Source organism: Streptomyces sp. NPDC005551 (assembly GCF_042871785.1).
Classification (GTDB): domain Bacteria; phylum Actinomycetota; class Actinomycetes; order Streptomycetales; family Streptomycetaceae; genus Streptomyces.
This window is the reverse complement of record NZ_JBIAJE010000004.1, coordinates 346,880-371,782: the sequence shown is the minus strand read 5'-3', so window position 1 is coordinate 371,782 and position 24,903 is coordinate 346,880. Positions and strand designations below refer to the sequence as shown.

The following is a 24,903-nucleotide window of genomic DNA, read 5'->3' as shown; positions in this document are numbered from 1 at the left end:
CCGCCACGTACAGCGGCAGCAGCACCAGGTCGTGCAGCAGCGCCGCGCCCACGAACCACACCGCCACCCCGAGCCAGTCGTCGGCGAGCAGCCGCACCGCCGCGTAGGCGGCGAGTGTGAACGAGCAGCCGAGCAGCAGGAGTTGCGGCGGGCTGCCGACGGGGAACCGCCGGGGGGTGCGCATCACAGGTCTCCGAACGTCATCCGGGCCACCCACTTGGTGTTGTGCACGCCGGGCGCCGCCGGGACGATGACGCGCGCGGGGTGGCCGTGGTCGGGGGTCAGGGGCTCGCCGTTGACGTACAGCGCGAGCAGGGAACGCGGGTCGGCGACCTGGTTGGCGCGCAGGGCCGCCCTGCGGAACGCGCCGTGACGCTGGAGGGACTCCACGAGTACGTCCGCGCCGTCCCCGTGGCCGACCAGCGCGGCCAGGTCGCGCAGCCGTACGCCGCGCCACGACTGGTCGGACGTCGACCAGCCCTCCACGCAGGCGATGGGCAGGGCCGCGCCGTGCTGCGGGAGCCGCAGGAGGGCGGCGCGGCTCAGCCGGACGGTCCCGGTGCGGCCGGTGACGACCAGCCGCCAGGCCTCCTCGGTCGTCTCCGCGGCGTCGATGCCGACCGCCGCGGCCGTCTTGTTGACCTGGAACGCGGCGGCTCCGGAGGCCGGTTCGGGGCCGCCGTGGGGTGCGAGTACGGCGCTCTCGCGCAACGGCCCGTCGAAGTTGCGGCCGGCCGTCGTGACGAGGAGGAGCAGCGAGCCGCCGCCGACCAGGCCGAGGGCGCCGCGCCGGGAGACGGTGGGGGAGGCGGGGTCCGGTGACACCAGCCCCTGCCCGGACACGGCGGTCGCCGAGGGTGTCAACTCCGGTGTGGCCGGGGGAGTGTCGCCCCCGGCGGGCGGTGTTTCACGTGAAACATCTGCCCCCGTCGATCCCGTCCCCGTCGATCCCGTCCCCGTCGATCCCGTCCCCGTCGACCCCGTCCCCGTCGACCCCGTCCCCGTCGACCCCGTCCCCGTCGACCCCGTCCCCGTCGACCCCGTCCGCGGATGCCGCAGGTTGCGTACCGCCGCCGGGACCCGCAGCACCGCGTGCGTGACGAACGCGGCGAAGAACACCCACGCGCCGTAGAAGTGGAGCGGATAGAAGGAGCCGGGGAAGACGTAGTCGAGCTGGATGTTCAGGACGCCCGTCGTGAACTCGAACAGGGCGCCGCCGACGAGCAGGAGCAGCGAGATCCGCTCCAGGCCGTGCGCGAGCGACCGCGCCGGGGGCAGCGTGAACAGCTTCGGCACGACCGACCAGAGTTTCGCCAGGAGTACGGGGATCAGGACCAGGCCGAGCGTGACGTGCACGCCCTGCGTGAGGCGGTACAGCCAGACGGGGTCCGTCGGCCACGGGAAGAGGTAGAGGCCGAGCAGACCCTTGTCGGGGGTCTTGTCGTTCACCGGGGACAGGCCGGGGTTGTAGGCGGCGTACGAGAGCAGTCCCGTCACGAACAGTGCCGTGATCCCGGCGAGCAGGACGACACCGAGCACCGAGGTGAACCAGGGCCCGCGCAGGGGGCTGCGCCAGAAGCCGGGCGAGGCGGGCGACGACGGCGAGCCGGGGGAGAACACGCGGCGGACACGGGCGACGGGGGAGACGCGGGAGGCAAAGGGCTGAGGGTCGCGCATGTCCCGACCGTAGGACGGCACCCGCCCGCAGGAGGGGGCTTGAACCGATGACGAAACGCTGACGTCCACGCGTGGAGGAACCCGGTGCGGGGTGCCCCCGCCTAGCGTGCCGGTGTGACCCGTGATCTCCTGCGTGACCTGGCCGCCGTCCTGGCGGCGGCGCTGCTCGTCGTGGCGGCCGTGCTGGTCGGTGCCGCCATCGAGCGCGAGGACGGCACCCTGCACGTCGGCTGGCCGCCGCTGTACGCGTACTGGGAGCCGCATCTGGGGCCCGGCACCCCGGCCGCGCTCGTGGTGGCCGCCGCCGTCGTGGCGTACGGGCCGCGGCTCGCCGCCCGCCTGCCGTGGCGGGCACTGCTCGGTGCCGCGTGGGGGACGGCGACGGCGTGGACGTTCTCACTCGCACTCGTCGACGGCTGGCACCGCGGGGTCGCCCGGCGCCTGACCACCAGGTACGAGTACCTGCGGGCCGTCGACCGCTTCGACGACATCCCGGGCACCCTGCGGGACTTCACCCACCACATCCTGCTGCACTCCCCCGGCCACTGGCCGCCGCACGTCGCCGGGCATCCCCCGGCGGCGACCCTCACGTTCGTCCTGCTGGACCGTGTCGGACTGGGCGGCGGGGCGTGGGCCGGGGTCTGGTGCGTCACGGTCGGGGCGTCGGCCTGCACGGCGGTGCTGGTGACCGTCCGCGCCATGGCCGGGGAGGTCCTCGCCCGGCGTGCGGCGCCCTTCCTCGTCCTCGCGCCGGCCGCCGTGTGGGCGGGCACCTCCGCCGACGGCTACTTCGCGGCGGTCGCGGCCTGGGCGGTGGCGCTGCTGGCCCTCGCGGTGACGGGGCACCGGCCGAGGTCCGCCGCGCTCGGCTCCGGTCTCCTCTTCGGACTGACCGGTTACCTCTCGTACGGGCTCACACTGACCGCGGTGATCGCCGGGGCGGTGCTGCTGCTCGGGCGGCGGCGGGTGCGGGTCCTGCCGTTCCTGGCCGCGGGCGCCGTCGTCGTGCCGCTGGCGTTCACCCTGCTGGGCTTCGACTGGTGGGAGGCGTACCGCCTGCTGGTGGTGCGCTACCACCAGGGGGCGGGCGGCATCCGGCCGTACGGCTACTGGGTGTGGGCGAACCTCGCGTGCACGGTGCTGATGGTGGGCCCCGCCACGGTCGCAGGCCTGCGCCGCGCCACCGCCGCGGCCGGCCACCCGACCCGCGGCGGCCCGGCGTCCGGGTGGCCTCGGCCGGGCGGTGACGGGCGGCTCGCCGTCCTAATGCTCGCCGCGCTGCTCGCGCTGCTCGTCGCCGACCTGTCAGGGATGAGCAAGGCGGAGACCGAGCGGATCTGGTTGCCGTTCGCCGTCTGGCTGTCCGCCGCGGGGGCGTTCCTGACGCGTCCCCGCGGCTGGCTCGCCGCGCAGGCCGTCCTCGCGCTGCTCGTCAACCACCTGCTGCTGACCGGCTGGTGAGCGCCGTCGGCCGGCGGACGGCGAAGATCGTCGTGTCGTCCTCCAGGCGCCCGCCACTGTGCCGCAGCGTGCCGTCGCGGACCAGCCGGACGAGCCGCCGGGGTTCGACGGTGCGCGGATCGGCGGTCAGGGCGGCGGCGACCCGGTCGACGAGCGGGAAGAAGACGTCGTCGCCGTCCCGGGCCTCCGTCACCCCGTCGGTGACGAGGAGCAGCGTCTCGCCGGGCGCGAGCGGCACCCGCAGCACGGGCGGCAGCCCGCCCGCCAACTCGCCGAGCCCCAGTGGGAGTCCGTCACCCGGCGGAAGGGAGCGCACCCCTCCGGGGGCGACCACGAGCGGCGGTTCGTGGCCGAAGTTGACGACCTCCACCTCGTCCGGGGCGTCCTCGCGGAAGCCGACCAGGACGCCGGTGGCGAAGCGGTCGCCGTCGGCCCGTCCGACCGCGTCGCAGTAGCGGACGTGCCGCAGCATCCGTACCTCCAGCCGCGCGGCGACCGTGCCGAGGGCGGCCTCGTGGTACGCCGACTCGCGGAACGTGCCGAGCATCGCGGAGGCCGTCTCCACCGCCCCCAGCCCTTTGCCCTGGACGTCCCCGAGCAGGACGCGGGTGCCGTGGGGGCCCGGCTGGATGTCGTAGAAGTCGCCGCCGACCCGGGCCTCGACGTCCGCCGAGAGGTACACGGCCGCGTGGTCGAGGCCGCCCCAGCCCGGCGGCAGCGGGCGCAGCACCGCCCGCCGGGTGGCCTCCGCGATGTCCCGCATGTGCACCATGCGCCGCTCGCCGCGCACCCGTACCGCGCAGGCCAGCGTCGCCAGGACCCCGCCCGCGGTGACCAGGATGAAGTCGGGCAGCCCGGTCTGGTACTGGTGCGGCCAGGACGTGTCCACGACGACGTAGGTGACCACCGCGAGGGCGGCGAAGACGGCGGTGCCCCACACTCCGCAGATCGCCGCGGCGATCCCCGGCACCAGCACGATCCAGGAGATGATCCGGAACTCGCCCGAGGTGTTCCAGTCGAGCACCGCGATGCCGAGGAGCAGCAGCAGGGGCGGGACCCAGGCGACGCTGCGGCCACGGATCCGCAGGAGCCGCTGGCGGGCGGCCGGGTCCGGCTCCCGGCGGGCGCCGGGCAGCCGGTCGAGCACGGCCCGGCGGCCCCGCTCCGGCCCGTGCCGCGCGGCCCGCTCCGTCCCGCGCCGACTGCTCACCCTGCCCGCACCCGCCCGGTCAGTACGCGACCGAGATCCGGGCACGGGGGTGTGCGCCCTGCTCCAGTTCGTCGACGAAGGCGACGGCGTAGTCCTCGGCGCTGATACGGCTGTTGCCGTGCTCGTCGGTGAGCAGTTCGTCGCCGCCGAGGCGGTAGTGGCGGGTACGGGCACCGGGGGAGATCTCGGCGGCCGGGGAGAGGCACGTCCAGTCGAGGTCGTCGACGGTGCGGTAGAAGGCTAGGACGTCGCGGTGGGCGCGGGCCTCGGGGAGGAACGCCGCCGGGAAACCGGGCTGGTCGGCGAGGGCCCGGCCGGGCGAGACCTCCAGGCTGCCCGCGCCCCCGACGACCAGGAGCCGCGCCACCCGGGCCTCGCGGGTGCCGCGCACCAGGGACTCGTTGAGCGCGAGGAACGGCTTGCGCGGGTCGGAGCCGTCCCGGGGCGGCACGCACGCCGAGGCGACCGCGTCGGCGCCCGCGGCCAGCGCGGCGACCTTCGCCGGGTCCGCCGCGTCCGCGGCGGTGGCCGTCACTCCGGGGATCGGGGACTGCCCGGACCGGCTCACGGCAGTGACGTGGTGGCCGCGCGCCGACGCCTCCGTCGCGATGCGGCTGCCGACCATGCCTGTCGCGCCGAAGAGTACGAGCTTCATGACGCCCAGCGAAACACGGTGCCGGGAGGCCCGCATCCCGACTTGCCAGCCCCCCTGGGCGGGGTGTGCCCTGGAAGTCGGGGGCGAGGAGAGAGAGGAGTGTTCCCATGGCTCAAGCGGCACCCACGTCAGGGGCACCACACACGCAGGGCAGGGCCGGGCGGAGCCCCGGCACCGACCGCACCTCGCGCCGGCCGGACGTCTTCGGCGCGCGCGCCCACATCGCCGTTCCCGTGCTGCTCGGTCTGGTCTACGGGTTCTGGGCGGCGCAGATCAGGCGTGATGCCGGGGCCGTCACCGCCTGGAACGTGATCTTCGGCATCGTCTGCGCGATCGCGTTCACGGCGCTGTGGTTCGGTATCCGTGCGACGGCGCCCCGGCTGCGGCGGGAGCCGCACGCGCTGCTGTGGGCGGTCTTCGCCGGCGTCTCGATCGGGTTCCTGCACAGCCAGTCGCACTCCACGCTCCTGTGGTCCGTGCTGATGGCCGTGGCGGTGACGGCGGGCGTCTTCGTCGCGATGTTCTACCGCTACTACACGCACGAGGACGCGCAGGGCCGCCCGGACCCGCGCTGAGTCCCCGGAGCGGTTACGGCCCTGCGGGGGGCCGGAACCGCTCCGGTTGCCCAGGGCCTGCACCGGCCGTGAGAACACCCAACACCCGGGGCCGTCACCGGCCGTGAGAGAGGCCCCGTGAGAGAGGCCCCGGCGGAATCAATCCGCCGGGGCCTCCCGGGCGTGCGTTCAGGGCCTGCGTTCGGGGCTCCCTCCCGGCCGCTGTCTATCCGGACGAGGAGACCGAGACGCTCCAGCTCCAGGAGCCCGAGGCGCTGAAGCTCCAGTAGCCGGAGCCCGAGGCGTGGTCGTCGTCCGAGGGGTCGTACGCGGGGTTGCAGTGCCATGACGGGTTCCCGGACCGGTCCTTCCAGCCGGGACAGGGATCCGAGCAGCTCGGCACTCCCCGGTCGCCGATGTCGACGAAGGCGGCGCTCGCCCAGGCCCGGGCTCCGGCGAGCCAGAACCAGTACGGGTTGCCGGAGACGCTCTGTCCCTTCACCGCGCACTGGACGCGGTCCTCGCTCCCCGGCGGCAGCTTGCCGACGAGGGCCGAGGAACTGGTGGGCAGCTGTCTGAGGTTGAGGTCGCCGCTCGAGACGACGGTGCCCCACACGGGGCCGTCCGAGCCGCTGCTTGCAGGGTGGTTCGACGGGGCCGCCGCCGTCGAGGTGCCCGCCACCGCGACGGTGAGGACACCGCCGGTGAACAGGGCCGCGGCACAGGTCCGCAGGACCGGGGTGGTGCGCATGATCGGCCTCCTTTCCCCGCCTCCAGGTAACACCCGTTCGGCGGAGGCCTCCACCGGAGCCCGGAATCACGGGGTTTTCGGAGGTGCTCCGCCCCGGGGGACCCCCAGCTCCCCCGAAGGGCTTGTCATATGCGCCCATATGCACTCAAACCGCTCGCACCAGGCGCCGTCGGGGACTGTCCTGACGGGGTGTCCCAACGTGCCCGGAGCGCCCTGTCGGCCGTGCTGATCGTCCTCGCCTGCCTGCTCGCACCGGCCGGCGCCCTCGCCTCGTGGGCGACGTACGAGATCGGCGACGGCGGCCGGTACGAGGCCGTGACGGCGCCGCTCGCCACCGACCCGGCGGTCCGCGAGGCGATCGCCGCGGCCACCACGGACGGCATCATGCGCGAGGTCGAGGTGACCCCGCGGCTGCGCTCGCCGGTGCGCTCCTTCGTGCACTCGGCCGTGCGCTCCTTCACCAGGACGCCGGCCTTCCACGTCGCGTGGGACACCGCCAACCAGGCCGCCTACGACGCCGTGATGCGGGCGCTGCGCGACGACGACGAGCGGACCGTCACGCTCGACGTCGCCCCCGTCGCGGCGCAGGTCAAGCGTCAGCTCACCGCCGACCACGTGCCGTTCGCCCACCGCATTCCGGTCGGGCACGCCGAGATCACGGTGCTGCGCTCCGCCGAACTGGCCCGGCTACGGAAGGGGTTCCACGTGCTCGAGATCGCCGGTTTCTGGCTGCCGGCCGTGACCGTCGCGCTGGCGGTGGCGGGTGTGCTCGTCGCGGTGTGCCGCCGGCGGGCGGTGGTGGCGACGGGACTCGGTACGGCCCTCGGGGCCGCGCTGCTCGCCGTCGCCGTCGCCGTCGGCCGCCGGATGACCCTGTCGGGGCTGCCCGCCGACGTGTCCCACGCGGCGGCGGGCGCGATCTACGACACGCTCACCGGCACGCTGCGCACGGTCTCCTGGCTGCTGCTGGCGTTCGGCCTCGCCCTCGCGCTGGGCGCGCTGCTCACGGAGCGGATCGCGCGACTTCGGCGAGTGTCCGCAGGGCCCGCGCCAGTTCCGGCGGAGGAACCGACGCGAGTCCGAGCCTGACGGCGTCCGCGGCGGTGGCGATCTGCGGGACGCCCGCCCGCCCGGCGGCCGGTCCGCTCCGGCTCCCGGCCACGTGGAAGGCCGGCCCCGGGGTGACCGCGATGCCGTGCCGCGCCGCCGCCGCGGTGAACGTGTCCGCGCGCCAGGGCGCCGGGAGCCGCCACCAGACGTAGTACGCCCGCGGGTCCGCCCGCACCGCGAAGCCGTCCAGGTGCCGGGCGGCGAGCCGCTGCCGCCGCTCCGCGTCCGCCCGCTTGGCGGTCACCAGGCGGTCCACCGTGCCGGCGCCGGTCCAGCGCACCACGGCCTCCAGTGCGAACCGGGCCGCCGTCCACCCCCCGGACCGCAGCGCCCGCGCCACCTGCTCCTGCCGCCCCTCGGGCACGACGAGGAACCCGGCCGTGAGCCCAGGCGCGACCCGTTTGGAGAGCCCGTCGACGACATGGGTGCGCTCCGGGGCGAACGCGGCGAGCAGCTCCTCGCCCTCGTGCAGGAAGGACCAGATGCGGTCCTCGACGACCGGCAGATCCAACTGCCGCACTGTGGCAGCGAGTTCAGCCCGCCTTCCGGTCCCCGCCGTCAGCGAGGTCGGGTTGTGCAGGGTCGGCTGGACGTAGACCGCGGAGAGCGGAGAGCCGCGGTGCGCGGCGGCCAGCGCGTCCGGGCGCAGCCCCTCCTCGTCCATGGCCAGCGGCACCAGCACGATGCCCAGCCGCGCCGCGATGTCCTTGACCAGCGGATACGTCAGGGACTCGACGCCGACGCGGCCACCCGGGCGCACCAGGGAGGCGAGCGCCCCGGCGACGGCCTGCCGGGCGTTGCCGGCGAAGAGGAGCCGGGAGGGCGCGGGGCTCCAGCCCGGGGTGGCGAGGAGCGCGGCGGCGGCCTCGCGGGCGGCCGCCGTCCCCTCCGCGGACGCCGTCCGCAGGGACTCCGCCAGCGTCTCGGGGCGCAGGAGCGGCGCGAGACCCGCGGCGAGCAGCTCCGACTGGCCGGGCGCGGACGGGTAGTTGAGTTCCAGGTTGACCGGTGCGAGAGCCGACGGCTCGGCCAGGGCGCGGCCCGAGGGCACCGGCGCGGCCCGTACGAACGTGCCGCGTCCGACCTCGCCGACCACCAGACCGCGCCGCACGAGTTCGCCGTACACCCGCCCGGCCGTCGAGACGGCGATGCGGCGGCGCCGCGCGAAGGCCCGCTGGGTGGGCAGTTGTTCGCCCGGCGCGAGGCGCCCGGCGGCGATGTCGTCCGCGATCCGGTCGGCGATCCGCCGGTAGTCCCCCACGCGCCCGCCCTCCCGCATTGCACCGAGGGCAAAGATCTTATTGCACCGAGGAGTTGGGGAACCTAGGGTCGGACTCATGGCACCCTTCCTCGCATACGAGGACAAAGGCACCGACTCGTCTCGTCTGCCCCTCGTCCTGGTCCACGGCCACCCCTTCGACCGCACCATGTGGAGTCCGCAGATCGCCGCGTTCTCGCCGGCCCGCCGGGTGATCGCCCCGGACCTGCGCGGCTACGGCGCCTCCCCGGTCGTTCCCGGCGTCACCCCGCTCGGCGTGTTCGCCGAGGACATCGCGGCTCTCCTGGACGAGCTGGAGGTGGCCGAGTTCGTGCTCGGCGGGCTCTCCATGGGCGGCCAGATCGTCATGGAGTGCTACCGGCGCTTCCCCGAGCGCATCCGGGGGCTGGTCCTCGCCGACACGTTCCCGGCCGCGGAGACACCGGAGGGCCGGAAGGCGCGCGACGACATGGCGGACCGCCTCCTGAGCGAGGGCATGCGCGGGTACGCCGACGAGGTGCTGCACCGGATGGTCGCGCCGTACGCGGACGCCGGGGCCGCGGCGCACGTCCACCGCATGATGACCGCGACCAGCCCCGAGGGTGCGGCGGCCGCCCTGCGCGGCCGTGCGCTGCGCCCCGACTACCGGGAACTGCTCACCCGCGTCACCGTCCCGGCCCTCGTCGTCGTCGGCGCCGACGACACGTACACACCGGTCTCCGACGCCGAGGCGATGCACGCGGCGCTCCCCGACGCCACGCTCCGGATCGTCGAGTCGGCGGCCCACCTGCCCAACCTGGAACGCCCGGCGGAGTTCAACGAGGCCCTGGCCGCCTTCCTGGCCCGGCTGGACGACTGACGCCCGCCGGCCTTCCGGGCGCGGCCGGCGTTCCAGCGACCCGCGGGCGCCGCCGCCGGCTGGGGTGACGCCCCCCGCCGCCGGCGGCCGGTTCACCCGTTCGGCTCACACCGGCTGCGAGCGGGTGCGCCCGGGGCGAAGCTGCGAGGAAACCGTCCACAGGAGGCCCACCATGTCCCAGCACGCCGCGGCGACGCCCCAGGCCCACCGCTCCAGCCATTCGTCATGGGCGACGGGAGGCACGGTCTTCGCCGGAATCCTGATGATGGTCGGCGGCATCCTCAGCATCCTGAACGGCATCGCGGGGATCGCCAAGGACGACGTCTACCAGCGCATCGGCTCCTACGTGTACGAGTTCGACCTCACCACGTGGGGCTGGATCCACCTCATCATCGGCATCCTGGTCGCGGTCACCGGCTACGGCGTCCTCAAGGGCATGTCGTGGGCGCGCGGTGTGGCCATCGGCCTGGCCGCCCTCTACATCATCGAGTACTTCATGTTCCTGCCGTACGCGCCCGTCTGGTCCCTCATCTCCATCGCGATCGCCGGGTTCGTCATCTGGGCCCTCGCGACGTCGGACCGCTCGCACACCCCCTGACCGCCGCACCGCCGGACCCCGTGCGGCAGCACTCCCCCGGTGCGCCCGCCCCCGGGGTCCGGACGGGCGGGCTGCTGCCGGCCGGGGTGAGCGTGGTCGTCGGCCGCCGGCGGCCGACCGCGACGGGAGCACTCCCTGGCGGCGGGACCGCCCCGCCATAATGGGCGGATGCCCCGCCAGTTGCCCACCGGCCTCACCCCTCCCGACTGGCTGGTCAGGAACCTGCGGTCCGAGCGGGCACCCGTCAACCGGGCCGCCGTCGCCCGCGCCGCCCTCGCCATGGCGCTGCCCCTCGCGATCGGACTCGCCGCGGGCCGTCCCGCCTACGGCGCGCTCGCCTCCATGGGCGCCCTCTCCGGAGTCATCGGCGACACCGCCGACGCCTACCGGATGCGGATCCTGAACATCGCGGTCCCGCAGCTCTTCGGCGCCCTCGGCGTCACGGTCGGCGCGGCGGTGTACGGGCACGGCTGGTTCGCCGTCGCCGCCGTCACCTGCGTCGCGCTCGTCTCCGGGATGATCTCGACGATCGGCGCCGTCGCGTCCGTGTCGGGACTGCTGCTGCTGCTCAACGCCGTGGTCGGCGCGGGCCTGCCGATGCCGGGCGCCTGGTGGCTGGCGCCCCTGCTGATGACCGGCGGCGGGCTGCTCGTCCTCGTCCTGGCCCTGCTCGCCTGGCCGTTGCGGTCCGGAGTGCCGGAGCGGGCCGCCGTCGCCACCACCTACCGCAAGGTGGCGGACCTGCTCGCGGCCTGCGGCACCGCGCGGTACGACGACGCCCGGCACGCCGTCACCCTCTCCCTCAACCAGTCCTACGACCTCGTCGTCGCCCGGCGCGCCCGCCAGCACGGCCGCAGTCCCGAACTCGTCCGGCTGCTCGCCCAGCTGAACGCCGCCACCCCCGTCGTCGAGGCCGCACCCGCCGCCCACCAGGCCGGACAGCCCCTCGCCGACGAGATCCCCACCGCCGCCCGACACCTCGCGGACGCCGTCGAGACCGGCTACCGCGGACCCGTGGGACTGCGCCTGCCCGTCCCCACGACCGAGACCACGCGCGCCGTCGACCACGCCCTGCGCCACGCGGCCGACGTCGTCACCGACCGCTCGGCCGGGACGGGGGAGCAGCGCACGCCCGACGACCGCCTCGGCCGGCCGGCCGCACTGCGCGCCCGGGCCGCCGGCGCCGCCCGCGGCGTGCTGCTGTCCGCCGCCTCCTGGCGCTACGGACTGCGCCTCGCCCTGTGTGTCGGGCTCGCCCAGGCCCTCGTCTCGCTCGTCCCGGTACCCCGCTCGTACTGGGTCGCCCTCACCATCACCTTCGTGATGAAACCCGACTTCGGCTCGGTCTTCTCCCGCGCGCTGCTGCGCGCCCTCGGCACGGTGGCCGGGCTGGTCGTCTCCGTCGTGGTGCTCGCCGTGGTGCCGCGCGGCTGGTGGGACGTCGCCGTACTCCTGCTGCTGGCCCCGCTGATCCCCGCGCTCACCCCGCGCGGCTACGGCTACCAGACCGCGGCGATCACCCCGGTGATCCTGCTGCTGTCGGACGTCCTCAACCACCAGGGCACCGGCCTGCTGGTGCCGCGGCTGGTCGACTCCCTCATGGGGTGCGCGATCGCGCTCGTCGCCGGCTATCTGCTGTGGCCGGAGAGCTGGCACGTACGGGTCGGCGACCGGCTCGCGGACGCGGTGGCCGACACGGCCGGATACGTGGAGTGCGCGTTCGACGGCACCGCGGGTCCCCCCGACCGGGCCCGGCTGCGGCGCCGCCTCTACCGCGATCTGTCCGCGATCCGTACGGAGTTCCAGCGCGCCCTGACCGAACCGCCGCCGACCGGACGGCGGGCCGCGGCCTGGTGGCCGCTGGTCGTCGCCGTCGAGCGGATCGTCGACGCGACGACGGCGGCCCGGGTCCGGATCAGACAGGGCGCGCCGCCGCCCTCCGCCACCGAGATCACCCAGGTCGTCAGGCAGTTGCGGGAGTTGTCGGACGGGCTGCGGGAGAGCGTGGAGCTCGTCGGGGTCCGCACCGACCTCACCGGACCCGCCGGCAGCGTGCTCGAACCCCTGCGCCAGGAGGTCGCGGCGGCCCGGGCGATCGCGTCACCGCACTGAGGGCCGCCGCGACGACGGTGCCGACAGCGGTACGGACCGCCCGTGCAGGGGCGGTCCGTACCCGTGGGGGGTGACTGTCGGCACACGGGCCCGTCCGTTCGGCCGGGCCCGGGACTGCTGCACCGGGCAGGCCCCGGGGCCTGTCGCGGGGCAGACGGGACTGACTGCCCGACAGTCCCTAGCGGGCGTCCGCCTTGGCCAGCGCCTTGTCGAGCGCCTTCGCGAAGCCGTTCGCCCACAGCTGGTTGACCCGGGAACGCTCCGTCGCGTTCGGGTAGGCGTTGGTGCACGACGTGCCGGGGCCGCCGCCCGACATCAGCTCGCTGCACGGACCCGAGTAGTGGTCCGGCAGCCCGAGCACGTGCCCGGTCTCGTGGGCCGTCACCCGGGTGGAGTTGTACTGCCGGTTCTGCGCGTAGTCGAGGAAGATGTAGCCGCTGCCGTGTCCGTCGGTGGAGGCGTACGAGCCACGCGAGTCGTTGCCCTCGTAGTACCGGAAGTCCGCGTTCGAGCCCGACTGGAGCTTCACGTTCGACACGGAGCTGTTCCAGATCGAGGCACTGCGGGCTATCTGTGTCGCGAACGACGGGGCGCTGGAGGCGTTGTAGACGACGGTGACGGAGGCCGCGTTCGGGTTGGCGGCGCGCTTCTCCGCGACGGACTTGATGACCGCCTCGAAGAACGCCTGGTTGGCCCTGGCCTCCGCGGCGGAGCCGGTGTAGGCGGCGTACGGTGCGGGAGCGGGTGCCGCGGCGGCCGGGACCGCGCCGAGACCGGCGGCGGTGACACCGAGACCGGCCGCCGCGGCGAGCAGGGGACGGGACAGGCGCAGGGAGACTCTCATCCGGTGACTCCTCGGGTGGGGGGTGAAGTCGTCAACGGTGAGTGTCGGCGTCCGTACGCCCGCTGTGATGATGGCAATGGCCGATAGGACCCGGCTATCGGCACCCGTCCGGCCGTGCAACTCGGCGCTTTTGCTTGCGGTTTGTACATCTGGTGCGACGCCTGCTTCCGCTTTAGGCTCCCGGGGCATGGACCTCGAGGTGAGGCATCTCCGCGCCCTGTGCGCCATAGCCGACACCGGCAGCCTGCACCGTGCCGCGCGTCAGCTCGGCGTGGCACAGCCCTCGTTGAGCACCCAGCTGCGCCGGATCGAGCAGGAGCTGGGCGGCGCCCTGTTCGTCCGCGAACCCACCGGCTGCCGTCCCACCCCGCTCGGCCGCCTCGTCCTGCTGCGCGCCCGGCCGCTGGTGACCGAAATGCGCTCCCTGGTCGCCGAGGCCAGGGCCGCCACCGCCGACGGCCAGCAGCTGCGCGTCGGCTCCACCGCGAGCCGGGCCCTCGCGGGCTGGCTGCGCCGGATGCGCGACCGCCGGCAGGAGCCCGTCCTGCACATGAACGTCTCCCCGAACGCCCTGCTCCGCATGGTCGCCGACGGCCAGCTCGACGTCGCCTTCGTGCACGAGGTCGAGGGCTCCCCGCTGCGCGTCCCGGAGGGGCTGCGGCTGCGGGTCCTCATCGAACGCGAGCCCCAGTTCGTCTCCCTGCCCGCGGACCACCCGGCGGCCGGCCGGCCGCTGGTGCGCCTCGCCGACCTGGCCGGGGACCGCTGGATGGTCGACCCCACGGTGGACGGCGAGTGGGACGCCGTCCACCGGATGCTGCGCGCCGCCGGACTCAGCCCCCGCGTCCTGCACGGCGACTACCACACGGCCGCCGCCCTGGTGGCGACCGGCGACGTCGTCACGGTCTGCCAGCCCACCTCGCCGTCCCGCCCGGAGGCTGCCGTACGCCGCATCGAGGGCGACCCGCTCGGCGTACGGCTGCTGCTCGCGGCCCGCACGGACGCGGTGGTCGACGCCGTCTACCCCGCGCTCGCGGAGGCCTACTGGGAGACGGCGCTGCTGGCACCGGCGTACCGGGAGTGGCTGGAACGCGAGCGCGACGAACGCAGGGCCTTCACCCCCACCCGCTGACATCCGGCCACCCCCGCGGGCGCCGTCCCCCGGCCCGCTCAGACCCCGATGTCGCAGCCGTCCGCGCGCCACACCGCGACCACGGCCGGCCGGACGATCTTCCCCGGGCCGTCGGGCCAGGTGCTCGCCGGCTTCTCGACGGACGCTCCGTCGATCTCGCCCGGGTGCTGGACGGCGACGAGCACGCGCCGGTCCTGGACGAGCGGGCCGCAGGTCTCCGCGCCGGTCGGCACGGTCAGGAACTGCTTCAGCTCACCGCGCCGCTCGCCGCGCGTCGCGACGCCGAACAGGCCGTCGTGCGAGCCGAGCTGGTTGCCGTCCGTGGAGATCCACAGGTTGCCGTGCGGGTCGAAGGCCACGTTGTCGGGGCACGAGATCGGGCTGACCCGGTCCTTCGGGAAGCCCGCGAAGTAGGTGGCCGGGTCGGCGGGGTCGCCCGCGACGAGGAACAGCGACCAGGCGAAGCTCGTGCTCTCGGCGCGGCCCCGGCGCTCGGTGAGTTCCAGGATGTGCCCGTGCTTGTTGGCGTTGCGGGGGTTGGCCTCGTCGGCCGCCGCGTAGCCGTTCTTGCCGCGGTTGGAGTTGTTGGTCAGCGCCACGTACACCTTGCCGGTGTGCGGGGAGGGCTGGATGTCCTCGGGCCGGTCCATCTTGGTCGCGCCCGCCTTGTCGCCGGCGAGCCGCGTGAAGACGAACACCTCCTCCGCCGTCATGCCCTCGACGTGCGACACCGCGCCGTCGGCGGTCGCCGTGGCCAGCGGGATCCACGTACCGCTGCCGTCGAACTCGCCGTCGGACGGGAGGGCGCCGGTGCCGTCGATGTCGGCCGCCGGGGAGTCGCCGGTCAGCCGGGCGACGTACAGCGTGCCCTCGTCGAGCAGGGACAGGTTGTGCTCGCGCACGGCCCGGCTGCTGCCCTTGCGCATCCGCTTGCTGCCGACGAACTTGTAGAAGTAGTCGAAGCGCTCGTCGTCGCCGGTGTAGACGACCGGGCGGCCGTCGTCGGTCAGGCGGACGGTGGCGGCCTCGTGCTTGAAGCGGCCGAGGGCGGTGTGCTTGCGGGGCGTGGAGTCGGGGTCGTACGGGTCGAACTCGACGACGTATCCGAAGCGGTGCACCTCGTTCGGCTCCTGGGCGAGGTCGAACCGCTTGTCGAAGCGCTCCCACTTGCGCTCGGTCGTCCCGGTGCCGATGCCGTACCGCTTGTCGGTGTCCCTGCTGCCGCGCGCGAAGTACTGGTTGAAGTTCTCCTCGCCGTGCAGCGTGGTGCCCCAGGGGGTGGTGCCGCCGGAGCAGTTGTTGAGGGTGCCGAGGACCTTGCGGCCGGTCGGGTCGGCGGACGTGCGCAGCAGGGCGGAGCCCGCGGCGGGGCCGGTGAGCCGGAACTCGGTGGTGGCGGTGACCCGGCGGTTGAGGTGGTGCCGGGTCACCGGGGTGAGCCGCCCGGTCCGTCGGTCCTCCTCGACCACGACCGCGGACAGCCCGTGGGCCGCCCAGGCGACCTCGACCTGGTCACGGGTGGGGTTCTCGGGGTCGTACCCCCGGAACATGAGCACCTCGTCGGTGTACTCGTGGTTCGCGACGAGCAGCTGCCGGCCGCGCTCGCCCGGCAGCGGCAGCAGGGCGAGGAAGTCGTTGTTGTAGCCGAACTGACCGGCCTGGGCCGCGGCGCTCTGGTGCTCCGGGTCGAAGGCGGGGGCACCGCGCAGGATGGGTTCGCCCCAGCGGATCACGACGTTCTGGCGGTAGCCGTCGGGTACGACCACGGCGTCGGTGGTGTTGGGGGCGACGGGCCGGAAACGCAGCCCGCGTGCACCTTTGCTCCCGCCCGCCCCGGCCGCCGTGACCGCCTCGGCCGCGGACGCCTGCGGGGCGCCGGGGCCCGCGACGGCCGTGCCCGCCGCCGTGGCGACGGTCACGACGGCCGCCGCCCGCATCACCGACCGGCGGCTGAGCGCGTCGGCGATGACGTCGCCGACGTAGGCGTTCGCGCTGGTGTTGGGCACCGCGTGGAAGCAGGCGTCGCCGCAGCGGAACCGGCAGGTAAGGGCGGACCGGCCGCCGGGATGCGAGCCGGACGATCCGATCAACGGCAGCAGCTTGCGCACTTTGTCTCCCCAGATGTTCCCTTGGTGTCAGCGTGACGCTAGGTGGCCGCGGGTGCGGAGACGGGGACGCGAGATGAAGCCGGGGTGAACCGCTGCTATCCACGGGGGTGTTGGCGGCGGCGCCTGCGGGGCGCCGGGAGCGGCCCGGCCGGGGGCGCGCCACCCCGTGTCCCCGCGTCCGGACCCCGGCCAAGATCACCTGCTGCGGCCGCTAACCTTACGTGTCCGTCCTGGCCAGGGATTTACGGGCATCAACTCACGCGAAGGGTTGCGCACATGGGCATTCTCACTCTCCTGCGGAATGCGTTCGGCCGCTCACGCAAGGGTCGTGACGCCGACGCGGAGCCTTCGCAGGAGGCGACGGCGGCCACGGTTCCGGCTCCGGCGTCCGAACCGGACGCCCCGGTTTCGACTCCGGCCCCGGCTCCGGCGAGCGAGCCGGCCGCCTCCGGGACACCGAAGGAGGCCACGTCCTCCGCCGAGGTGCCCGCACCGTCGACCGAGCCTGACCCGTCCGTGGTGGACGACCTGGTCTCGGCCGCGTTCGACAACGTCACGGTCCCCAAGCCCCGCCGCACGGAGCCCGAGGCCGAGCAGACCCCGGAGCCGGAACCGACGGAGCCCCCGAAGCCGGAGGCCGCTCGCAAGTCGGAGGCTGCTCCCGAGACGGAGGCCAAGGCGGAGCCCACGCCGGCCCCGAAGACGGAGGCCAAGGCGGAGACGACCCCGGCCCCGGAACCGGAGGCCACGCCGGAACCGACGGCGGACCCGGAGCCGAAGGCCGAGGCGGACCCGGAGCCGAAGGCCGAGGCGGAGGCCGCTTCGGAACCGGCGGCGGAAGCCAAGGCAGAGGCGGTGGCGGAGGCCGCTCCGGAGCCGAAGGCGGAAGCCGAGGCGAAGCCCGAGCCGGAGACCAAGGCGGAGCCCACCCCGGAGCCGGAGCCCAAGGCGAAGGCGGATCCTGAGGCCGAAGCCGCTCCGGAGCCGGAGTCCGAGCCCCAGCCCGAGCCGAAGGCCAAGGCGAAGCCGAAGGCCGCCGCCAAGGCGGACGAGCCGGCAGCCGCCGACGGCGAGAAGGCCCCACAGGAGACCCCCGCACCCGACGACGAAACCCGCACGGGTGGTGCGGGCGGGAACGACAAGGCCGAAGGCGCAGCCGAGGCCACCCCGAAGCCGAAGGCCGCCGCCAAGGCGGACGAGCCGGCAGCCGCCGACGGCGAGAAGGCCCCACAGGAGGCCCCCGCACCCGACGACGAAACCCGCACGGGTGGTGCGGGCGGGAACGACAAGGCCGAAGGCGAAGCCGAGGCCAAGCCCACCCCCGAACCGAAGCCGAAGGCACAGACCAAGCCGAAGGCGAAGCCGACGCCGAAGGCGGAGACGCAGCCCGAGCCGAAGGCGAAGCCCGAGTCGGAGCCGAAGGCGGAGAAGGCACCCGAGCCCAAGTCGGAGAAGGCGGAGCCGAAGGCGGAGCCCTCCGCCAAGCCGGCCCCCCAGGGCCGACCCGCCGTCCCCCTCACCAGGGTGAAGGCGGACGCCCCCACCCTGGTACCCCCGTACAAGGAAGCCGGCACCGCACTCAAGAAGCGGGACCTCACCGGCACCAGGGCAAAGATCTACCTCGTCCTGGACCGCTCCGGCTCCATGCGCCCGTACTACAAGGACGGCTCCGCCCAGGCCCTGGGCGAACAGGTCCTCGCCCTCGCCGCCCACCTCGACAAGAACGCCACGGTCAACGTCGTCTTCTTCTCCACGGAGCTGGACGGCACCGGCGAGCTGACCCTCCCCGAGTTCGAGGGCAGGATCGACGAGCTGCACGCGGACCTCGGTCACATGGGCCGCACCAGCTACCACGCGGCGATCGAGGAGGTCGTGGCGCACTACGAGAAGTCGGGCACGAAGGACCCGGCCCTGGTCGTCTTCCAGACGGACGGCGCCCCCGACGCCAAGGGCCCCGCCACCCAGGCCCTCGCGGACGCGGCGAAGCTCCCTCTCTTCTTCTCGTTCGTCGCCTTCGGCGAGCACGAGGCGAAGGGCTTCGACTACCTCCGCAAGCTGAAGGCGGACAACGCCGCCTTCTTCCACGCGGGCCCCGCCCCGCGCGAGCTGACGGACGCCGAGGTCTACGAGGGCGTCCTGGCGAACTGGCGCCCGTAACGTCACGGCTCCCGGCCGCCCGCTTCCCACCCCGTAAAACGGGAGGCGGGCGGCCCACCCGTGTCGGCTACGATTTCAAGGTTCGTACGACGGCCCGGCGGTGCAGCCGGAATCGACATCCGTCACCGCACGTAGCGACTTGGGAGCAGCCCGCGATGGCTCGACACCTCATCACCAGCGCCCTTCCGTACATCAACGGGATCAAGCACCTGGGCAACATGGTGGGGTCCATGCTCCCGGCGGACGTGTACGCCCGCTACCTGCGCCAGCGCGGTCACGACGTCCTCTACATCTGCGCGACGGACGAGCACGGCACCCCGGCCGAGCTGGCCGCGAAGGAGCGGGGCCTGCCGGTCGACGAGTTCTGCGCGCAGGCGCACGACGCGCAGAAGGCGGTCTACGACGGGTTCGCGCTGGCCTTCGACCACTTCGGCCGCAGCTCCTCCCCGCAGAACGCGGAGCTGACGCAGCACTTCGCCCGCCGCCTGCACGAGAACGGGTTCATCGAGGAGCGTGCGATCCGCCAGGTGTACTCGCCGGCGGACGGCCGCTTCCTGCCCGACCGCTACGTCGAGGGCACCTGCCCGCACTGCGGCTACGACAAGGCGCGCGGCGACCAGTGCGAGAACTGCACACGGGTGCTCGACCCGACCGACCTGATCAACCCGCGTTCCGCGATCTCCGGTTCGACGGACCTGGAGGTCCGCGAGACCAAGCACCTCTTCCTCCTCCAGTCGAAGCTCCAGCACGAGGTGGAGGCCTGGATCGACGGCGCCTCCGAGGACTGGCCGCAGCTGGCGTCCTCCATCGCCCGCAAGTGGCTGACCGAGGGTCTGCACGACCGCGCGATCACCCGTGACCTGGACTGGGGTGTCCCGGTCCCGGCGGACACGTGGCCGGAGCTGGCCGCCGAGGGCAAGGTCTTCTACGTCTGGTTCGACGCCCCGATCGAGTACATCGGCGCGACGAAGGAGTGGGCGGACGCGGCCCCCGGCGAGAACCGCGACTGGAAGTCCTGGTGGTACGAGCCGGACGGCGCGGCCGACGTGCGCTACACGGAGTTCATGGCCAAGGACAACGTCCCCTTCCACACCGTGATGTTCCCGGCGACCGAGCTGGGCGTCCGCGAGCCGTGGAAGAAGGTCGACTACGTCAAGGCCTTCAACTGGCTGACGTACTACGGCGGGAAGTTCTCCACGTCCCAGAAGCGGGGCGTCTTCACCGACCACGCCCTGGAGATCCTCCCGGCGGACTACTGGCGCTACTTCCTGATCGCCAACGCCCCGGAGTCGGACGACTCGTCGTTCACGTGGGAACACTTCACCGCCACGGTGAACAAGGACCTGGCGGACACCCTCGGCAACTTCGTCAACCGCGTCCTGTCCTTCTCGAAGAAGCGCTTCGGCGAGGAGGTCCCGGCGGGCGCCCAGCCCGGCGAGGCGGAGGCGAAGCTGGGCGAGGAGATCGCGCGTCTGCTCGCCGAGTACGAGGAGCAGATGGAGTCGCTCCAGTTCCGTAAGGCCGCCGCCGCGCTGCGCGCGCTGTGGTCGGCGGGCAACTCCTACCTGGAGGAGAAGGCCCCCTGGCTGGAGATCAAGACCGACCAGGACGGCGCGGCCCTGACGCTGCGCACGGCGATGAACCTGATCCACCTGTACGCGGTGGTCTCGGAGCCCTTCATCCCGGCCTCCTCCAAGGCGATGCGCTCGGCGTTCGCGCTGCCGGACGACACGGCCACGTGGGTCAGCCCCGAGGAGGCCCGCGCCCTCGCCTCCGTCCCGGCGGGCACCCCCTTCACGGTCCCGCCGGTCCTCTTCGCCAAGATCACGGACGAGGACCTGGAGACGTACAAGGAGCGCTTCGGCGGCGGGCCGGCCGCGTAACCCGATGCGTCCCGGCGCAACCTCCGAAGGTCCACGGGCGTCCCCCCGCTTACAAGCACCGACTGAGTGGGGGACCCGTCCATGGCACTGTTCGGCAACGCGCACACCATCGACTCGGCGACGGCCCAGCAGGACTACGCGCGACTGCTGGGCCAGGGCGAGCGGGTGCACGCGGCGTTCCTGCTGATACGAGACACCATCCTGTTCACCGACCGCCGCATGATCCTGATCGACAAGCAGGGGCTCACGGGCAAGAAGGTGGAGTACCACTCCGTCCCGTACCGCAGCATCACGCACTTCGCGGTGGAGACGGCCGGCCACTTCGATCTCGACGCCGAACTCAAGATCTGGATCTCCGGCACCCCGACGCCCATCCAGAAGACCTTCACCAAGGGCGTCGACATCTACGAGGTCCAGGCGATCCTGACGCAGTTCGCCGCCAGGTAGCGGTACCCGTCCCGCCCGGGGAAACGGAGATTTTCCCGGGCCCGGACGTCAGTGTTCCGAGGCGTAGGCCACGAAGTCCGCCCAGGCGTCCGGCGTGAGCGCCAGACGGGGGCCCTCGACATCCTTGGAATCGCGGACGTGCACGGTGCCGGGGGTGAGAGCGAGTTCCACACAGGAGTTGCCGTCGGTGCCACTGCTGTAGCTGCTCTTGAACCACACCAGTTCGGAGGCGTCCCCGGCGGAGGCCTTGCGGATCATGTTTCTCCCAGCAGTGTCTCGATGAAAGCCAGCGACTCCCTCGGGGGGAGGGCCTGTGCCCGGATCGTTCCATACCGCAGTTCGAGGATACGAAGCTGCTTCGGATCGGCGATCGGGCGCCCGTTGAACGCCCCGTCGGAGCGTCCCACCGCCGTACCGTCCGGAAACTTCAGCAACTCGATCTTGCCATCCACACCTGGGTGAGCATCCGTGTTCGTCGGCATGACCTGAAGAGTGACGTTGTTCAACCGCCCCACCTCCAGCAGACGTTCGAGCTGCCTTCGCCACACCATTGTGCCCCCGACCTGCCGGCGAAGCGGCGCCTCTTCCAGCACGAAGTGGATGGACGGAGCCTGGTCGCGTTCGAAGACAGACTGCCGTGCCAGCCGTGCGGCGACCATGCGTTCCACGTCGTCCGCGGAGTAGGGCGGCTGCGCCGCTTCCATCAGGGCTCGGGCGTGCTCCGGCGTCTGCAGAAGCCCGTGGACGCTGTTGCACTCGTACACCCCGATCTCTACCGCCTGAGCCTCCAACTTGCCCAGCTCCCGCACCCTCTTCGGATACCGGACCTTCTTCACGTCCTCCCAGGCGGCGGCGATGAGTCCGCCGGCGCCCAGCACCTCGTCGGCTCTGTCCAGGTACTCCTGCCGGGGGATGCGTTTCCCACCCTCGACTTTGTAGACAAGGTCCTCCCCGTACCCGACCGCCTCTCCGAACTCGGCGGCCCGCATCCCCACCGTCTCCCGCCGCAGCTTCAACTGCCGCCCCACCGTGGCGAGTACGGCCACGCCCCACTCGTCGTCCGGGTCGACCTCCCACCCCGGCTCATCGACCTCGCTCCAGAGCCGCCGCACCTCTCCGTCGACTGACATACCGCGCCTCTCCGTCGTACCGCCATGCCGCAACGCCCCTACCCGCAAGCCGCTTTCCGACGGTCCGGACAACGGCCGACAAGCCCCGGACAGTCACCGTGCGTACCGGCGATGTCACTGTTCACGGTAGGCACGAGCAGGCAGGCTCAGTGACGTGAACCAGGAAAAGTCCACCCAACTCCACCCGCGCAACGATCACTTCAGCGTGCTGTTGTCCCATGCTCCGCGACACCCGGCTCGCCCGGCTGCTCGCCGCGCGCTGGATGCGCACCCGGGACCTGCCCCACCACGTCGGCGAGGCCGCCGAACACCTCGTCGCCGTCGTCCTGGCGCGGGGCGAGCCACCAGACTTCGGCCGCGTGTGGTCCGGTGATTTCGGCGGCTTTCCCAGGACCCGTGAGAGGAAAGAAACCGCACCAAGCCCCCCTCCCGCCCACAGCACACGCTCACTCGCGCGAGTGAACATCACCAACTGAGCTGGATCCATGGCAGGTTGCCTGCCCTACGCTCTGCGCAGCACGGCACAACGACGCCGGACATGCAACGGCCCTCGCCGGGACTGGCATCCCGATGCGAGGGCCTGACCACCAAGGAAGAAAGCACCTTCCCGATGGACACCCAAAACACTAGCGTGCGCCCGCACGCCCAGTCGCGTATGAGCGGGAAAACCACCCGCACCGGCGCACTCACGCGAACGCACATACGCACCCCGGCGGCGTCACCCACGACAACACCCGGCACACCACCCGCTTCACGGTGATCGGCAACCACTTGGCTCAGCACCCGGACCTGTCGCTCATGCCGATCGGACTGGCCTGCCACATCCAGTCCCTCCCGCCGGCGCGGCCATCGACATCGAGACCCTCGCCGCCCGCTTCCCCCGACCCGTATCGCCACCGGTCTGCGCGAACTCGAAGCCCACGGCTACCTGCGCCGCACCCGCGAACGCACGCCGACCGGCCGGATCGTCACCCGCACCGTCTCCTGCAACCAACCCGGCCGCCACCGCGCCGGGTCCGAAGGGACACCACACAAGCTCCCGGCCCGCCGTGCAGACGACGCCCCACGGCGAAACCCCCGCGCCGCGCGGCCCTCCCCGCCGTACCGAAGCCCGCGTACACCTCCCGCGCCGTCCTGCGGGCGGCCACCGAAGTCCTCGTCGGCCTCTGCCCACCGACCCCATCAGGCGGTGAGCCAGGAGGGCGACCGGGTGGACCAGGGGCTCCGATGGCAGGTCGCCGGTCAGTGCGTGGCGTACGGCGGTGGGAGTCAGGTCCCGTTCCCGCCAGGCGGCGACGCCGGGGACGAGGTGTTCGGCGTCCGTTGCGGAGAGGAGGAGGCGGGTCAAACTGCCGCCCCTGCCTCCGTTCCGCACCCCCGAGCCGCCACCAGCCGTCCGGTATCCCATGCGGAACTGCGACACCTGCGACCGCGCTACCGCGGCCCCGACCCACACCACTGCGGCGACCGCCGTGCCCTCACCCGCCACTGAGCCCAAGGAACCGAATGGTCAGCTCACCCCACGAAGCGATGCACCGCATCTTCCAGCACGACACCCGGCTTTTCAGTCGCGTCTCGAAGGTCCTCGGATTCGATTTCCCCACTCCCGACAGCATCACGGTCCTGCCCACCGACCTCACCGAAAACAACCCCGTGGAACGCCGGGTGGACACCCTCCTGCGCCTCGACAACGCGGAACACGGCGCCTTTCTCCTCGCCATCGAAGCGCAGGGCAAGAAGGACCCGACCAAGCCCGCGAGCTGGGCGTACTACACCGCATACCTGTGGACCAAATACCGGTTACCCACAGCTCTCATGGTCGTGGTCCAGGACCATTCAACCGGCGAATGGGCTCAGCAACCGGTGGCCAGCGGGCCGCCCCAGATGCCGACCCTCGTCCTCAGGCCCGTCGTGGCGGGCCCGCACAACATGCCTGTCATCACCGACCCGGCCGAGGCCCGTGACGACCTCGTGCTGGCCACCCTCGCCGCGATCACACACGCGGGTGATCCGGACATCGGTGCCATACTGGAAGCGCTGTCCACCGCCCTGCGGGGTGTTTCCGAAGACATCGCCGGCCCGATCATCGAATTCACCGCCCAGGGCCTGGGCAAGCGCCCGGCCCAGCAGATCTGGAGGAAACTGGTGGCTGTGGACCTCTCCTTCTACAAGTCGGACCTCTCGCAAGAACTCCGCGCGGAAGGCGAGGCGCGGCGTGCTGCCGAGGACATCCTGGAAGTACTGGACGTACGCGGCCTCGACGTCCCCCGAACGGTTCGTGAGCGCATCGTCGGCTGTGCCGATCCCGAGACCCTGCGTCGCTGGCACCGACGTGCCGTCACCGCCCCGACGGCCGAAGAGATCTTCGAGGACGAGTAGCCACGGTCGGCGGAAGGACCTCCCCTTTGCTCCGGGAGCCGGAAACCCACCCCGGCGCTGACATGTCCGCGCCCGCCCGTATGGTTTCGCCATGGCAGTCCCCCAGGTCATCCCGATCGCCTACGAGCCCAAGCACCGCACCGAGACCATCGGCCGGTACGCGGACGGCCAGTTCCTGGCGTCGATCACTTACGCCTTCCCCGAAGGGTTCCGTCCCGACGACGGCTGGGAGGAGCACAAGCGCCTCTACGTGGCGCTGCACACCTTCGACGCCGAGGGGCGCTACCGCGACTCGGAGATCTGGTGTGCGGGCACCTGGGCCGAGCAGCAGCGCGCCCCGCACGGGGAGGGCTCGGTCCTCGCCCAGGCCCGGGCCCACCGGGGCAAGCTGCTGCGGAGCCTGCCCCGGCGCGCGTACACGGACATCGCGATCCGCCCCTTCCGGCTGACCGTCGACGGCGTGCTGTTCGGGCTGCTCACCGGCGAGGACGCCGGGGAGGGATGGGCCGAGCTCTATCCGGACCGCCTCGGCTTCGGCGCCCCCTGGGACGGCCGCTACGACACCTGAGGTCCCGCCC

General features: G+C 72.9%; 22 protein-coding genes. 13 read left to right on the top strand and 9 right to left on the bottom strand.

From position 1 onward, the window contains the following. Window positions 1-183 precede the first annotated feature (183 nt). On the bottom strand, window positions 184-1,677 hold the full coding sequence (locus ACFYP4_RS14015) for a molybdopterin-dependent oxidoreductase (RefSeq protein WP_388785391.1): 1,494 nt from the start codon (window positions 1,675-1,677) through the stop codon (window positions 184-186). A gap of 114 nt (window positions 1,678-1,791) precedes the next feature. On the opposite strand from ACFYP4_RS14015, the gene ACFYP4_RS14010 reads away from it, so the two are divergent. Next, the gene (locus tag ACFYP4_RS14010; protein WP_388785389.1) at window positions 1,792-3,138 is read left to right on the top strand and encodes a hypothetical protein; all 1,347 of its coding nucleotides are present in this window, start codon (window positions 1,792-1,794) and stop codon (window positions 3,136-3,138) included. Here the strand turns inward: ACFYP4_RS14010 and ACFYP4_RS14005 are convergent. Together ACFYP4_RS14005 and ACFYP4_RS14000 are read right to left on the bottom strand one after the other, a co-directional pair. Continuing rightward, window positions 3,110-4,273, bottom strand: a complete 1,164-nt coding sequence (locus ACFYP4_RS14005) for a PP2C family protein-serine/threonine phosphatase (protein ID WP_388785690.1) — start codon at window positions 4,271-4,273, stop codon at window positions 3,110-3,112. The two genes, ACFYP4_RS14010 and ACFYP4_RS14005, sit on opposite strands and share 29 nt — an antisense overlap. 94 nt (window positions 4,274-4,367) lie before the next feature. Next, complete coding sequence (locus tag ACFYP4_RS14000; protein ID WP_358850833.1) at window positions 4,368-5,003, bottom strand: NAD(P)H-binding protein; 636 nt, start codon at window positions 5,001-5,003, stop codon at window positions 4,368-4,370. A 107-nt stretch (window positions 5,004-5,110) separates the two neighbouring features. On the opposite strand from ACFYP4_RS14000, the gene ACFYP4_RS13995 reads away from it, so the two are divergent. After that, window positions 5,111-5,578 carry a hypothetical protein gene (locus ACFYP4_RS13995; protein ID WP_358850834.1) on the top strand — a complete coding sequence of 156 codons (468 nt, stop codon included), beginning with the start codon at window positions 5,111-5,113 and terminating at the stop codon, window positions 5,576-5,578. A gap of 205 nt (window positions 5,579-5,783) precedes the next feature. On the opposite strand, the gene ACFYP4_RS13990 is transcribed toward ACFYP4_RS13995, so the two are convergent. Continuing rightward, a complete protein-coding gene (locus tag ACFYP4_RS13990; protein WP_358850835.1) occupies window positions 5,784-6,308 on the bottom strand; it encodes an SH3 domain-containing protein in 525 nt (174 codons plus the stop codon). 189 nt (window positions 6,309-6,497) lie between these two features. Here ACFYP4_RS13990 and ACFYP4_RS13985 point away from each other — a divergent pair, with 189 nt between their 5' ends. Then, window positions 6,498-7,397, top strand: a complete 900-nt coding sequence (locus ACFYP4_RS13985) for a hypothetical protein (protein WP_388785386.1) — start codon at window positions 6,498-6,500, stop codon at window positions 7,395-7,397. On the opposite strand, the gene ACFYP4_RS13980 is transcribed toward ACFYP4_RS13985, so the two are convergent. Next, on the bottom strand, window positions 7,312-8,679 hold the full coding sequence (locus ACFYP4_RS13980) for a PLP-dependent aminotransferase family protein (protein ID WP_388785384.1): 1,368 nt from the start codon (window positions 8,677-8,679) through the stop codon (window positions 7,312-7,314). The two genes, ACFYP4_RS13985 and ACFYP4_RS13980, sit on opposite strands and share 86 nt — an antisense overlap. Before the next feature lie 76 nt (window positions 8,680-8,755). Between ACFYP4_RS13980 and ACFYP4_RS13975 the strand changes: the two genes are divergently transcribed. From ACFYP4_RS13975 to ACFYP4_RS13965, 3 genes are all read left to right on the top strand, one after another. Further along, window positions 8,756-9,535 carry an alpha/beta fold hydrolase gene (locus ACFYP4_RS13975; protein WP_388785382.1) on the top strand — a complete coding sequence of 260 codons (780 nt, stop codon included), beginning with the start codon at window positions 8,756-8,758 and terminating at the stop codon, window positions 9,533-9,535. A gap of 172 nt (window positions 9,536-9,707) precedes the next feature. Beyond that, on the top strand, window positions 9,708-10,133 hold the full coding sequence (locus ACFYP4_RS13970) for a hypothetical protein (RefSeq protein ID WP_358850839.1): 426 nt from the start codon (window positions 9,708-9,710) through the stop codon (window positions 10,131-10,133). A 168-nt stretch (window positions 10,134-10,301) separates the two neighbouring features. Continuing rightward, a complete protein-coding gene (locus ACFYP4_RS13965; protein WP_388785380.1) occupies window positions 10,302-12,245 on the top strand; it encodes an FUSC family protein in 1,944 nt (647 codons plus the stop codon). A 178-nt stretch (window positions 12,246-12,423) separates the two neighbouring features. On the opposite strand, the gene snpA is transcribed toward ACFYP4_RS13965, so the two are convergent. Then, entirely contained in the window at window positions 12,424-13,077 is a 654-nt protein-coding gene (snpA, locus tag ACFYP4_RS13960) for a snapalysin (protein ID WP_358850912.1), read from the bottom strand. A gap of 199 nt (window positions 13,078-13,276) precedes the next feature. On the opposite strand from snpA, the gene ACFYP4_RS13955 reads away from it, so the two are divergent. Then, a complete protein-coding gene (locus ACFYP4_RS13955) occupies window positions 13,277-14,221 on the top strand; it encodes a LysR family transcriptional regulator (protein ID WP_358850841.1) in 945 nt (314 codons plus the stop codon). A 38-nt stretch (window positions 14,222-14,259) separates the two neighbouring features. Here ACFYP4_RS13955 and ACFYP4_RS13950 read toward each other — a convergent pair whose 3' ends face one another. Next, on the bottom strand, window positions 14,260-16,329 hold the full coding sequence (locus ACFYP4_RS13950) for a PhoX family protein (RefSeq protein WP_388785378.1): 2,070 nt from the start codon (window positions 16,327-16,329) through the stop codon (window positions 14,260-14,262). Between the two features lie 276 nt (window positions 16,330-16,605). On the opposite strand from ACFYP4_RS13950, the gene ACFYP4_RS13945 reads away from it, so the two are divergent. The 3 genes from ACFYP4_RS13945 (at window position 16,606) to ACFYP4_RS13935 (ending at window position 20,816) form a co-directional block, all read left to right on the top strand. Next, entirely contained in the window at window positions 16,606-18,486 is a 1,881-nt protein-coding gene (locus ACFYP4_RS13945; protein WP_388785376.1) for a VWA domain-containing protein, read from the top strand. 155 nt (window positions 18,487-18,641) lie between these two features. Next, on the top strand, window positions 18,642-20,369 hold the full coding sequence (gene metG / locus ACFYP4_RS13940) for a methionine--tRNA ligase (RefSeq protein ID WP_358850844.1): 1,728 nt from the start codon (window positions 18,642-18,644) through the stop codon (window positions 20,367-20,369). A gap of 81 nt (window positions 20,370-20,450) precedes the next feature. After that, window positions 20,451-20,816, top strand: a complete 366-nt coding sequence (locus ACFYP4_RS13935; RefSeq protein WP_358850845.1) for a PH domain-containing protein — start codon at window positions 20,451-20,453, stop codon at window positions 20,814-20,816. Between the two features lie 48 nt (window positions 20,817-20,864). Here the strand turns inward: ACFYP4_RS13935 and ACFYP4_RS13930 are convergent, their stop codons facing one another. Both ACFYP4_RS13930 and ACFYP4_RS13925 read right to left on the bottom strand, forming a co-directional pair. Continuing rightward, entirely contained in the window at window positions 20,865-21,074 is a 210-nt protein-coding gene (locus ACFYP4_RS13930) for a DUF397 domain-containing protein (protein ID WP_358850846.1), read from the bottom strand. After that, window positions 21,071-21,946: a helix-turn-helix transcriptional regulator gene (locus tag ACFYP4_RS13925; protein ID WP_358850847.1), complete on the bottom strand. Its 876-nt coding sequence runs from the start codon at window positions 21,944-21,946 to the stop codon at window positions 21,071-21,073. Before ACFYP4_RS13925 ends, ACFYP4_RS13930 begins: the two co-directional genes overlap by 4 nt. 218 nt (window positions 21,947-22,164) lie before the next feature. Here ACFYP4_RS13925 and ACFYP4_RS13920 point away from each other — a divergent pair, with 218 nt between their 5' ends. From ACFYP4_RS13920 to ACFYP4_RS13910, 3 genes are all read left to right on the top strand, one after another. Beyond that, window positions 22,165-22,422, top strand: a complete 258-nt coding sequence (locus ACFYP4_RS13920; protein ID WP_388785372.1) for a hypothetical protein — start codon at window positions 22,165-22,167, stop codon at window positions 22,420-22,422. Between the two features lie 1,030 nt (window positions 22,423-23,452). Beyond that, window positions 23,453-24,325, top strand: a complete 873-nt coding sequence (locus ACFYP4_RS13915; protein WP_388785370.1) for a hypothetical protein — start codon at window positions 23,453-23,455, stop codon at window positions 24,323-24,325. A gap of 91 nt (window positions 24,326-24,416) precedes the next feature. Beyond that, on the top strand, window positions 24,417-24,893 hold the full coding sequence (locus tag ACFYP4_RS13910) for a hypothetical protein (RefSeq protein ID WP_358850849.1): 477 nt from the start codon (window positions 24,417-24,419) through the stop codon (window positions 24,891-24,893). Window positions 24,894-24,903: the final 10 nt, after the last annotated feature.

Bases quoted from the DNA above. Each gene is read 5' to 3' on its own strand.
- ACFYP4_RS14000 (WP_358850833.1), bottom strand. From the start codon at position 5,003: ATGAAGCTCGTACTCTTCGGCGCGACAGGCATGGTCGGCAGCCGCATC.
- ACFYP4_RS14015 (WP_388785391.1), bottom strand. From the start codon at position 1,677: ATGCGCGACCCTCAGCCCTTTGCCTCCCGCGTCTCCCCCGTCGCCCGT.
- ACFYP4_RS13990 (WP_358850835.1), bottom strand. From the start codon at position 6,308: ATGCGCACCACCCCGGTCCTGCGGACCTGTGCCGCGGCCCTGTTCACC.
- ACFYP4_RS13975 (WP_388785382.1), top strand. From the start codon at position 8,756: ATGGCACCCTTCCTCGCATACGAGGACAAAGGCACCGACTCGTCTCGT.
- metG (WP_358850844.1), top strand. From the start codon at position 18,642: ATGGCTCGACACCTCATCACCAGCGCCCTTCCGTACATCAACGGGATC.
- ACFYP4_RS13925 (WP_358850847.1), bottom strand. From the start codon at position 21,946: ATGTCAGTCGACGGAGAGGTGCGGCGGCTCTGGAGCGAGGTCGATGAG.
- ACFYP4_RS13945 (WP_388785376.1), top strand. From the start codon at position 16,606: ATGGGCATTCTCACTCTCCTGCGGAATGCGTTCGGCCGCTCACGCAAG.
- ACFYP4_RS13970 (WP_358850839.1), top strand. From the start codon at position 9,708: ATGTCCCAGCACGCCGCGGCGACGCCCCAGGCCCACCGCTCCAGCCAT.
- ACFYP4_RS13965 (WP_388785380.1), top strand. From the start codon at position 10,302: ATGCCCCGCCAGTTGCCCACCGGCCTCACCCCTCCCGACTGGCTGGTC.
- ACFYP4_RS13995 (WP_358850834.1), top strand. From the start codon at position 5,111: ATGGCTCAAGCGGCACCCACGTCAGGGGCACCACACACGCAGGGCAGG.
- ACFYP4_RS13955 (WP_358850841.1), top strand. From the start codon at position 13,277: ATGGACCTCGAGGTGAGGCATCTCCGCGCCCTGTGCGCCATAGCCGAC.
- ACFYP4_RS13915 (WP_388785370.1), top strand. From the start codon at position 23,453: ATGGTCAGCTCACCCCACGAAGCGATGCACCGCATCTTCCAGCACGAC.
- ACFYP4_RS13910 (WP_358850849.1), top strand. From the start codon at position 24,417: ATGGCAGTCCCCCAGGTCATCCCGATCGCCTACGAGCCCAAGCACCGC.
- ACFYP4_RS13920 (WP_388785372.1), top strand. From the start codon at position 22,165: ATGCTCCGCGACACCCGGCTCGCCCGGCTGCTCGCCGCGCGCTGGATG.
- ACFYP4_RS13935 (WP_358850845.1), top strand. From the start codon at position 20,451: ATGGCACTGTTCGGCAACGCGCACACCATCGACTCGGCGACGGCCCAG.
- ACFYP4_RS13930 (WP_358850846.1), bottom strand. From the start codon at position 21,074: ATGATCCGCAAGGCCTCCGCCGGGGACGCCTCCGAACTGGTGTGGTTC.